This window comes from Azorhizobium doebereinerae UFLA1-100, assembly GCF_000473085.1.
In the GTDB taxonomy this organism is placed as follows: Bacteria; Pseudomonadota; Alphaproteobacteria; order Rhizobiales; family Xanthobacteraceae; genus Azorhizobium; species Azorhizobium doebereinerae.
Window position 1 is genome coordinate 44,032 of record NZ_AXBA01000037.1, and the last position, 10,162, is coordinate 54,193.

General features: G+C 68.1%; 7 protein-coding genes. 2 read left to right on the forward strand and 5 right to left on the reverse strand.

The features are described from left to right. Positions 1–43: 43 nt before the first annotated feature. The 4 genes from YU1_RS0121905 to YU1_RS0121920 all read right to left on the reverse strand — a co-directional run bounded on the left by YU1_RS0121905 (position 44) and on the right by YU1_RS0121920 (position 6,419). Positions 44–1,612: a hydantoinase B/oxoprolinase family protein gene (locus tag YU1_RS0121905; RefSeq protein ID WP_029005907.1), complete on the reverse strand. Its 1,569-nt coding sequence runs from the start codon at positions 1,610–1,612 to the stop codon at positions 44–46. Positions 1,613–1,623: 11 nt separating this feature from the next. Next, the gene (locus tag YU1_RS0121910; protein WP_029005908.1) at positions 1,624–3,687 is read right to left on the reverse strand and encodes a hydantoinase/oxoprolinase family protein; all 2,064 of its coding nucleotides are present in this window, start codon (positions 3,685–3,687) and stop codon (positions 1,624–1,626) included. A 4-nt stretch (positions 3,688–3,691) separates the two neighbouring features. Further along, entirely contained in the window at positions 3,692–4,540 is an 849-nt protein-coding gene (locus tag YU1_RS0121915; RefSeq protein WP_156922360.1) for an IclR family transcriptional regulator, read from the reverse strand. A 544-nt stretch (positions 4,541–5,084) separates the two neighbouring features. Continuing rightward, positions 5,085–6,419: a dicarboxylate/amino acid:cation symporter gene (locus YU1_RS0121920; protein WP_035716278.1), complete on the reverse strand. Its 1,335-nt coding sequence runs from the start codon at positions 6,417–6,419 to the stop codon at positions 5,085–5,087. Positions 6,420–6,691: 272 nt separating this feature from the next. Here YU1_RS0121920 and YU1_RS34795 point away from each other — a divergent pair, with 272 nt between their 5' ends. Next, a complete protein-coding gene (locus YU1_RS34795) occupies positions 6,692–8,530 on the forward strand; it encodes a sensor histidine kinase (RefSeq protein WP_280790722.1) in 1,839 nt (612 codons plus the stop codon). A 4-nt stretch (positions 8,531–8,534) separates the two neighbouring features. Then, positions 8,535–9,869 carry a sigma-54-dependent transcriptional regulator gene (locus YU1_RS0121930; protein ID WP_029005912.1) on the forward strand — a complete coding sequence of 445 codons (1,335 nt, stop codon included), beginning with the start codon at positions 8,535–8,537 and terminating at the stop codon, positions 9,867–9,869. 31 nt (positions 9,870–9,900) lie between these two features. Here YU1_RS0121930 and YU1_RS0121935 read toward each other — a convergent pair. Next, positions 9,901–10,162: IS5/IS1182 family transposase (locus YU1_RS0121935; protein WP_029004508.1), on the reverse strand; the 262-nt coding region annotated here is incomplete at its 5' end.

Here is a 10,162-nt window from a genome sequence, read left to right on the forward strand (position 1 = left end):
CGGGCCGCCTGCGCTTGGAGGCGGGGCTCGCTCGGGTTGCGGCTCAGGCGGCTTTCGGCGGGCCGAAGCCGCCGCCACCGGGGGTTTCCAGCACCACCACGTCGCCGGCCTGCATGGTGAGCTTCTTGGCCTCGCTCACCGACTTGCCGTTCACGAGGAAGCGCCCTGCCGCACCTGACGCGCCGCCGGCGATGCCGTCCGGCCCGTTCTCCAGCCGGCTGGGCACGGCGTTCAGCAGCCAGGGATAATCGGTGCGCATGTGGAACTGGATGGTCTGTCCGTCGCCCCCCTTCGTCCGGCCCGCGCCGCCGGAGCCGCGCCGCAATTCCTTGCGGTCGAACACGACGGGCATGGCCGCTTCCAGGATCTCGATGGGCACCGCCGCGACGCCGGTGGGATAGCAGGTGGCGCTGGGGCCGTCCTTCTCGGCCCGCGCACCCATGCCGCCGGAATAGTTGAACATGGAGGAGGTGAAGGGGCGCCCGTCCGTCTGCCTTCCCTGGATCTGGATGGTCCACACCGCGCCGGACCCTTCCGCCAGCACCCGCTCGGGCATGACCTGGTGGAGCGCCTTCAGGATCGGCATGGGCACATACATGCCCACCACATGCCGCGCGTTCACCGGCGCGGGATAGGTGCAGTTGATGATGGAGCCTTCCGGCGCCCGGATCTCGATGGGAGCCAGCGAGCCGGTGTTGTTCGGCAGGTCCGGGTTGAGGCAGGAGCGGATGGCGAACGTGGAATAAGCGTGGGTGTAGTTCAGCACCACGTTGATGCCGGTGGCGGTCTGCGGCGAGGAGCCGGCAAAATCGACGATGATGGAGCCGGTGTCGGTGTCCACCGTCACGGCGGTCTTCAATGTGATGATCTCACCGCCGGGCACGTCGAACTGGCTTTCGCCATGATAGGTGCCGGCCTTCAGCTTGCGGATGGCGTTGCGGGTGGCATCCTCCGAGCGCTGGATGATCTCGTCCGAGAGCGCCTCGATGTCGGCGAGCCCGGCGCGGCGGCACAAAGCGATCAGGTGCTCGGCCGCGGCCTGGCCGCTGGAGACCTGGGCTGAGAGATCGCCGAACACCGCATCCGGGGTGCGCACGTTGCGCCGGATGATGGCGTGCAGCACCTCCACCGGCTCGCCCTTCTCATAGAGCTTCAGCGGTGGGATCCAGAGGCCTTCCTCATGCACGTCGCGGGCGCCGGCGCCGATGCCATAGCCGCCGATGTCGGTGTGGTGGATGGTGGAGCCGATATAAGCGATCAGCCGCTCGTCGTCGAAGATCGGTGTGAGGATAGTGATATCGAAGAAGTGGCCCGCCGACAGCCACGGGTCGTTAGTGATGAGCACGTCGCCGGGCGCGCACTTGCCGTCGAACAGGCGCACCAGATGGGCGCCGGCGAAGGCCAGCGAATTGATGTGGCCGGGCGTGCCGGTATTGGCCTGCGCCACCATGCGCCCGCGCTTGTCGAACAGGGCGCAGGCGAGGTCGCCCGCCTCGCGCACGATGGGGCTGAAGGCGATGCGCTGGAGGGCTTTGGCCCGCTCCGTCACCACGCCGATCAGGTTCGACCACAGGATTTCCAGCTCGACGCCGTCCATTTTGAGTTCGGACATCTGTTTGTTCCTCAATTCTTGGTGGCGACGATGCAGCCGAAGCGGTCGATGGTGGCGGTCCAGCCCGGCGGGATGGCCGTGGTGGTCTCGCGCTCCTCGATGATGGCCGGGCCTGAGACGCTCTGGCCGGTGGCGAGGGTGGAGCGCTCGTAGACCGCCGCGTCCTGATCGTCCGCCCAGGCGTGCACCTTGCGGAAGGTCTTGGGCGTACCGGGTGCCTCGGAGGTGCGCATGGTGGCGTGGAAGGGCACTACCGGGCCGCGCGCGGTGACGCGCCAGGTGACGATCTCCATCGGCACGTGGGAGGGGTTCACGCCATAGAGATGGTGGTAGGCGGCGGCGAACAGATCGGCGATGGCGGTGGTGTCGCGGGCATCGCGCGGGTCCGCATCGAAGGTGACGTTCACCTCGTGCTGCTGGCCCAGATAGCGCATGTCGGCACCGATCAGGATGGTCACGTCGGCGGCCGGGCAGCCGGCCTCGCGCAACGCGGTGCGGCCTTCCGCCTCCAGGTCGCCGAGGATGCGGGCGACGCGGTCCCAGTCGAGGTCGTCGAGCCGGGTCAGGTCGGAGCGCACGAGGTCGAGCCGCACCGGGGTCACCAGTGTTCCGAAGGCGGAGAGCACGGAAGATTGGGGCGGCACGATCACCGCCGTGCTCAGCAGCAGATCGGCGACACCGCAGGCGTGCAGAGGGCCGGCGCCGCCGAAGGCGAACAGCGGCAGGCCGCGATAGTCCACGCCGCGATCAGTGGCGTGGGTGCGGGCTGCGGACGCCATGGCCTCGGTGACGATGCGATAGATGCCCCGCGCCGCCTGGACGCGGGAGACCTTCAGGTCGTCGCCCAGCCGGGTCATGGCGGCGTTGGCTGCCGGTAGATCGAGCGGCATGTCGCCGCCGAGGAAATTCTCCGCATCGATCAGGCCGAGGACCAGATCGGCGTCGGTCACGGTGGCGCCGGTGCCGCCGCGCCCGTAGCACGCCGGGCCCGGATTGGAGCCAGCGCTTTCGGGGCCGACCTTCAGCAGGCCGAGGTCGTCCACGTGGGCGATGGAGCCGCCGCCGGCGCCGATCTCGATGAGATCGATGGAGGGCACCGTGACAGGCAGGCCGGAGCCTTCCTTGAAGCGGTAGCGGCGATCCACCTCGAACAGGCCGGTGACCAGCGGCGTGCGGTTCTCGATCAGGCACGCCTTGGCGGTGGTGCCGCCCATGTCGAAGCTCATCAGCCGGTCGATGCCCAGCATCTCGGCGTAATGGCAGGCGGCGAGCGCGCCAGCGGCCGGGCCGCTCTCGATCATCCGCACCGGATTGCGGCCGGCGGTCTCCGCACCCACCACGCCGCCGGATGACAGCATGATCAGTGGGGTATTGGAGAAGCCTTCGTCACGCAGGCGCTCGCTAAGGCGGCGCAGATAAGGTTGCGAGATCGGCATGGCATAGGCGTTCACCGTGGCGGTGGAGGCACGCTGGTATTCGCGGATCTGGGGGGCCACGTCGGACGAGGTGCAGATGAAGGTGTCGTTCAGCAGCCGCTGCAGCTCGGTCGCCACCTTCGCCTCGTTGGCGCCGTTGGCGAAGGAATTGAGGAAGCAGATGGCCACCGCCTTGGCGCCCGAGGCGCGGATGGTGTCGGCGAGCGCGGCGATGTCCGCGTCCGTGGGCGCGGCCAGCACGGTGCCGTCGGCCAGCACCCGCTCCTTGATGCCGAAGGTGAGGTCGGCGGGAACCAGCGGCTCGGGGAATTCGATCTGCGGGTCGTACATGTCGTAGCGGTGCTCATTGCGGATGGCGAGCACGTCGCGGAAGCCATCGGTCACCACCAAGGCTGTGGGGAGACCCTTGCGCTCGATGAGCGCGTTGGTGACGACGGTGGTGGCATGCACGACCACGCCGTTCACCGCGTCGGCACTGACGCCGGCCTTGGCAAGCACCTGGTTAACACCGCGGAAGAAGCCTTCCAGCAAATCGTTGTGGGTGGTGAGCGTCTTGTCGACCTGGAGGCGCCCGTCGGAGTGGCGCAGCACGATGTCGGTGAAGGTTCCGCCGATATCGACGGCCAGGGAATAGGTCATGGGGTCAGCTTCTCCATCCGAGGCTTCTGGAGATGCGGCCGGCAGCGCCGGTCACCTCCATCACCTGCGCGTCTTCGGGATTGGGCGGGATGAACTGGGTCGCGCCGACGATGGCGAGCGAGCCGGCGAGCGCGCCGCGATGGTCGAACAACGGCGCGGCCAGGGTGTTCACGCCGGTGATGACCTCGTCCGGGGCGGTGGCCCAGCCACGGTCCTTCACCTTGGCGATCTCGGCGCGCAGCGAGGCGGGATTGCTGAGCGTGTTGGGGGTCCAGCTCTTCAGCGGACCGGCGAGCACCCGCTCGGCGAGGCTGGCGGGCCCGAAGGCCAGCCACACCTTGCCGTGCGCGCTGGCGTGGAAATCCAGCCGCGTGCCGGGGCGGGTGGCGAATTCGATCAGGGTGCGGCCCTGGACCAGCTCCAGCACCACCAGTTCATCGTCGATCAGCGCGCAGATGGTCACCGCGTGCCCGGTGCGGTCGCGCAGCTGCATCAGTTCGGCGCGGGCGGCGGAGAGCACGTCGAAGCGTGCCCGCAGGGCCTCGCCCAGCACCATGAGCTTCACGCCCGCCTCGTAGCGGCCGGTGTCGGGGTCCTGGCGCACGAAGCCGTGGCGCTGGAGCGTCACGAGATGGCGATAGACGGTGGCCTTGGAGGCCGAAAACGCCGCCGCGATCTGGGCGAGCGGCACCGGGCGGCTCTGTAGCGCCAGGTATTCGACCATGCGCAGCGCGAGGTCGAGCGTGCTCGTTCCGGTGGCCGAAGACGTCGCCTCGCCGGCGGAAGATGGCTTTTCACCTTCAGGCGCAGGTGTGGCGTCGCGGCGGACGCGCGTGGTCGTGCGTGGTGGCACGCTTCCATCCTTCTTGGCGTTTCCTCAGATGTTTCGTTTTGAATAATGAAACATCATTTTATTATCATCACGGTACGATGCGTTTTTTTCTTGGTCAAGAGCTTGCTGTGCTTTCTGGCGAGCCTCGGTCACGGCCACTTGTCATTGTGCGATGCAACCGTGCGGGTGGAGCAGGCGGGGCTGCGCACGGCATGCCGGGGCCGTCGCGCCGCATTCGATGCACGCGCCGTCTGCAACAGTGCTCCCTTGCTCATTAAACGACGTTGAGCGTCGCTCGCCGCTCCGCCGCTCCGCCGCTCCGCCGTGAGGCGAGGCGGGTGCGGAGGGCTGGGCGTCGGGGATTGCGGCTCGGCCGTCGTTGCGTCCGCAAGGGACGTAGGCTGCGGCTAAGGCGGTTCCGGTGGTCTTGGGAGTGGGGCGGCGCGCGGCGGTGGCGCTCGTGGCGGCGGCGGGCTCGACCCGTGCGGGGAGCAATGCTGGCGGCGGTGGAACTGAGGCCGGCGGAGCACCGTGGGGGCGCGCTGGGCGCCCCCACGGAAAGAGGTTACTCGGCGGCGATTTCCGCCAGGATCGGCTCGTCTTTGGGGGCGATGGGATGACCGGCGAGGGCGGCCTTCAGGCGGTCCTCGTCCAGTTCGCCTTCCCAGCGCGCCACGACGATGGTGGCCACCGCGTTGCCGATGAAGTTGGTGATCGCGCGGCATTCCGACATGAAGCGATCGATGCCGAGGATCAGCGCCATGCCGGCCAGCGGCACGGACGGCACCACGGAGAGCGTGGCGGCCAGGGTGATGAAGCCCGCGCCGGTGATGCCGGCGGCGCCCTTCGAACTGAGCATCGCCACCAGGAGCAGCAGGATCTGGTCCCACAGGCTGAGCTCGATGCCGGTCGCCTGCGCGATGAACAGCGCGGCCAGCGTCATGTAGATGTTGGTGCCGTCGAGATTGAAGGAGTAGCCGGTGGGAATGACAAGGCCCACCACCGACTTGCGGCAACCGGCCAGTTCCATCTTCTCCATCAGGCTGGGCAGCGCCGCCTCGGAGGATGAGGTGCCGAGCACCAGCAGGATCTCCTCCTTGATGTAGCGCAGCAGCGCGAAGATGGAGAAGCCGTTGTAGCGCGCCACCAGCCCCAGCACGACCAGCACGAACAGAGCGGAAGTGATGTAGAAGGTGAGGATCAGCAGAGCGAGGCTAGCCACGGAGCCGATGCCGTAGCGGCCGATGGTGAAGGCCATGGCGCCGAAGGCGCCGATCGGCGCGGCCTTCATGAGGATGTGCACCAGGCGGAACATCGCCTGCGAGGCCGAGTGCAGCACCTTCATGACCGGCTCGCCGCGGTCGCCGACCCCGGCGAGCGCGATGCCGAACAGCACCGAGAAGAACAGCACCTGCAGGATGTCGCCGGATTCCAGGGCGCTGATCGGCGTATTCGGGATGATGTTCATCAGGAAGCCGACGATGGTCGTGTCGTGGGCTTTGGCGGCGAAGGAGGCGGTCGCCTTGGGGTCCAACGTCGCGGGATTGATGTGCATGCCGGCGCCCGGCTGCACCACATTGGCGACGATCAGGCCGATGATCAGCGCGAAGGTCGAGAAGGTGATGAAGTAGAGCATGGCCTTGCCGGCCACGCGTCCGACCTTGCCGAGGTCGCGCATGCCGGCGATGCCGGTGACCACGGTGAGGAAGATCACCGGGGCGATAACCATCTTCACCAGCTTGATGAAGGCGTCGCCGAGCGGCTTCATTTCGGTGGCGAACGCCGGGTAGAAGTGGCCGAGCAGGACGCCGGCGACGATGGCGACGAGCACCTGAACGTAGAGATGCGAATAGAACCTGCGACGCGCGGCGGGAGCCGGCGCCGGAATGGCGTGCGCCATGGACGTTTCTCCTGTCGGCCCTTCGACGCCTCGGGAGTGCGGGCGCCGTGGGGAACCGGGTGGACTTTATGAGGCGGCCTGCGGCCCTCTCGTCCATGCCATGCGCAAGAGGCGTGCCAGACCCGCGCCGCGCGCGGTCAAAGGCAAGAGCCTGAATCTTAAGGAAAAGTTTCCGGATGAGAGGGGGACGTTTGACCTAGTGTGCGGAAAGTCGCACATTGCGGGCTTGAGAGGTGTGCGAAAATTCGCACAATTTCCAGGAATCAGCTCCCGTGACGTTCGATGTGCGCGACCGGCCGATTGCCGCTAGCCGGAAACCTCGCCCGGTTTCGTGGCTGTTTCTGGGCGTCGTCGCCATCGCCGGGCTGATCGCGCTCGACGCGCTGGCCCGGCGCGGGGCGGAGCGCTGGGCCCTCTCCCAGGTGCGGGTCTCAGCGGAAGCCGCCGTGGGGCTGCGGGTCGCCATGCTGCGCAGCGAGATCGAGAAGCAGCGCACCCTGCCGCTGGTGCTGGCCGAAGATCCGGGCGTGCGCGCCGCCCTGGAGCGGCCGGACGAGAGCCGCCTCCTGGCACTGGACAACCGGCTGGACCTGCTGGCGGAGGCGACGCGGGCGGGCGCCATCTATCTGCTCGACACCAAGGGGATGACCATCGCCGCCAGCAATTTCCGCACGCAGGAGAGCTTCGTCGGCAGCGACTATGCCTTCCGCCCCTATTTTCAGCGGGCCATGTCGGACGGACACGGGGAGCATTTCGCCTTCGGCACCGTGAGTCACCGGCCCGGCCTCTATCTCTCTCGTCGCCTGGAGGGCGCCACCGGGCCCCTCGGCGTGGTCGTCGTGAAAGCCGAGTTCGAGGCGGTGGAGGACGAATGGCGACGCTTCGCCGAGCCGACTTTCGCGACCGATGAGCGCGGCATCGTCCTAGTGGCCAGCGAGCGGGCGTGGCAGTTTCGCACCCTTGCGCCCGTTCCCGAAGCCGAGCGGGCCGATATCCGCGCCAGCCTGCAGTTCGGCGATGCGCCGCTGGACATGCTGCCGATCCGGCCGGTGCCGGAGCCGCCGGGCAGCGTCGTGGCCGACGCGCCCCCGGGCCTCGCCGGGCAGAGCTTCGTGGAGGTGGAGGCGGCGGTCCCGACTACGGGCTGGACCTTACATCTGCTGGCGCCCACCGCGCCCTCGCTGGCGCTCGCCACCACGGCGGCACGCTCGCTGGCCCTGCTGCTGGCAGTGGCGGGGCTGGGCTCGCTCGGCCTGTGGCTGGCCCGGCGGCGACGGCTGGAGGAAGAACGCGAGCTTCAGGCGACAGCCCGGCGCGAACTGGAGGCGCGCGTCGCCGAGCGCACGGTGGAGCTCAGCGCCGCCAATGAACGCCTGGTGGGCGAGATCGACGAACGGCGGCGCACCCAGGCGGCGCTCACCGAACTTCAGGACGAACTGGTGCAGGCCAGCAAGCTGGCGGTCCTTGGGCAGATCGCGGCCAGCGTGGCGCACGAGGTCAACCAGCCGGTGGCCGCCATCCGCACCTTCGCGGAGAATGCGCGCCTGTTCCTCGACCGGGGTGAGGCGGAGGCCGCGCGCGGCAACCTTTCCATCATCGGCGATCTGACCGAGCGCGTGGGCATCATCACCGGCGAACTGCGCGCCTTTGCCCGCAAGTCCCCGGCGGAGGTCACGCGGGTTTCGCTGCGCGAGGTCATCGATGGCGCCCGCCTCCTGGTGGGGCATCGGCTGCGACAGCAGGACATCACGCTCGACGTGGATATGGGCGGCGAGGAGATTGCTGTCGCCGCAGCGCCGGTGCGCCTTGAGCAGGTGTTCGTGAACCTGCTGCAGAATGCGGCGGAGGCCCTGGGCGAGCGCCCGGACGGACGCATCCGCATCGAGGCGCGCTCCGATGCCGGGCATGTCACCGTGACCGTGGCCGACAACGGGCCGGGCCTGCCGCCGGACGTGCGCAAGGCGCTGTTCATGCCGTTCGTGACCACCAAGTCCGCCGGCCTCGGGCTCGGCCTGCTGATCTCGCGTGACATCATCGCCGAGTTCGGCGGCACCTTCAGCGCCGGCGAAGCGGAGGGCGCCGTCTTCACCATGATCCTGCGGAGAGCCTGACGCCATGGATGTGGCCTTCATCGATGACGACGAGATCCTGCGTGCCGCCAATCTCCAGGCGCTGATGCTGGCCGGTCTGACGGTCGCGCCCTATGCCTCCGCCCAGGCGGCGTTGGAGGAGATTGATGCCACCTTTCCCGGCGTGGTGGTGAGCGACGTGCGCATGGCGCGCATCGACGGGCTTGAACTGTTCCGCCGCCTGAAGCGCGTGGACCCGCAGCTTCCGGTCATCCTGATCACCGGCCACGGCGACATCGCCATGGCGGTGGAGGCCATGCGCGAGGGGGCCTATGATTTCCTCGCCAAGCCCTATGCCGGCGATCGGCTGCTCGGCAGCATCCGTCATGCGTTGGAGAAGCGGCGGCTGGTGCTGGAAAATCGCGACCTCAAGCGGGCAGCGGAGGCCGGCGGCGAGGCCTTTCCGCTGTTGGGCGCCGATCCGGCCATGGAACGCCTGCGGCAGACCTTGCAGCAGCTCGCCGACGCGGACGTGGACGTGTTGGTGGAGGGGGAGACGGGCAGTGGCAAGGAGGTGGTGGCGAACCTGCTACACCGCCTCAGCCACCGGGCGGCGCGGCCGTTCGTGGCGGTCAACTGCGGTGCACTGCCGGAGACCATGATCGAAAGCGAGCTGTTCGGCCATGAGGCCGGCGCCTTCACCGGCGCGCTCAAGAAGCGGGTGGGGCGCATCGCCTTCGCCCACGGCGGCACGCTGTTCCTCGACGAGATCGAGGCCATGTCGCCGGCCTTGCAGGTGAAGCTCCTGCGCGTGCTGGAGGCGCGCGAGGTGACGCCGCTCGGCGCCAACGAGGCGCGACGCGTGGACATCCGCGTGGTGGCCGCCTCCAAGATGGACCTGCTGGACCTCGTGCGGACCGAGAAGTTCCGCGAGGACCTCTATTACCGCCTGCACGTGGCCGCCGTGCGCATCCCGCCGCTGCGCGAGCGGCGTTCGGATGTGCCGCTGCTGTTTGGCCACTTCCTCGCCAATGCCGCGCGGCGCTTCCGGCGCGATACGCCAATCGTCGGCAGGCCGGTGTTGAACCATCTCGATACGCACGACTGGCCCGGCAACGTGCGTGAACTGATGCACTATGCCGAGCGGGTGGCCCTGGGACTGGTCGACAGCCCGACTTCGACGCGGGTGGCGGAAGCGACGGGCCTCAGCCTGCCGGAGCGCATGGATGCCTATGAGGCGGAACAGATCCGCACCGCGCTCGCCGCCAGCCAGGGCGACGTGCAGGCCACCGTCAAGGCCCTCGGCATTCCACGCAAGACCTTCTACGACAAGCTGCACCGCCACGGCATCGACCAGAACGCCTTCCGCATCGCCAGATAGGATCTGATCCGACCCTAGGTGGTGTGGACAGTTACCTGATCCACAGGACGATGGCAGCGATTGTGACGATGGCGAGGTAGTTTCGCGCGGTCTTCTCGAAGCGGGTCGCGACACGCCTGAACTGCTTGAGCTTGGAGAAGCAGCATTCGATCAGGTGGCGCTGAGCGTAGAGGTGCCTGTCGAGGCTATGCTTCCTGGCGCGGGATGGATTGGACGGGATGACCGCCTGCGCGTTCCTTGCCGCGATTGTGGCGCGCAGGGCGTCGCTGTCATAGGCGGTATCGGCCATGACG

Coding starts and splice junctions, on each gene's coding strand:
- YU1_RS0121930 (WP_029005912.1), top strand. CDS start 8,535: ATGGATGTGGCCTTCATCGATGACGACGAGATCCTGCGTGCCGCCAAT.
- YU1_RS0121920 (WP_035716278.1), bottom strand. CDS start 6,419: ATGGCGCACGCCATTCCGGCGCCGGCTCCCGCCGCGCGTCGCAGGTTC.
- YU1_RS0121905 (WP_029005907.1), bottom strand. CDS start 1,612: ATGTCCGAACTCAAAATGGACGGCGTCGAGCTGGAAATCCTGTGGTCG.
- YU1_RS0121910 (WP_029005908.1), bottom strand. CDS start 3,687: ATGACCTATTCCCTGGCCGTCGATATCGGCGGAACCTTCACCGACATC.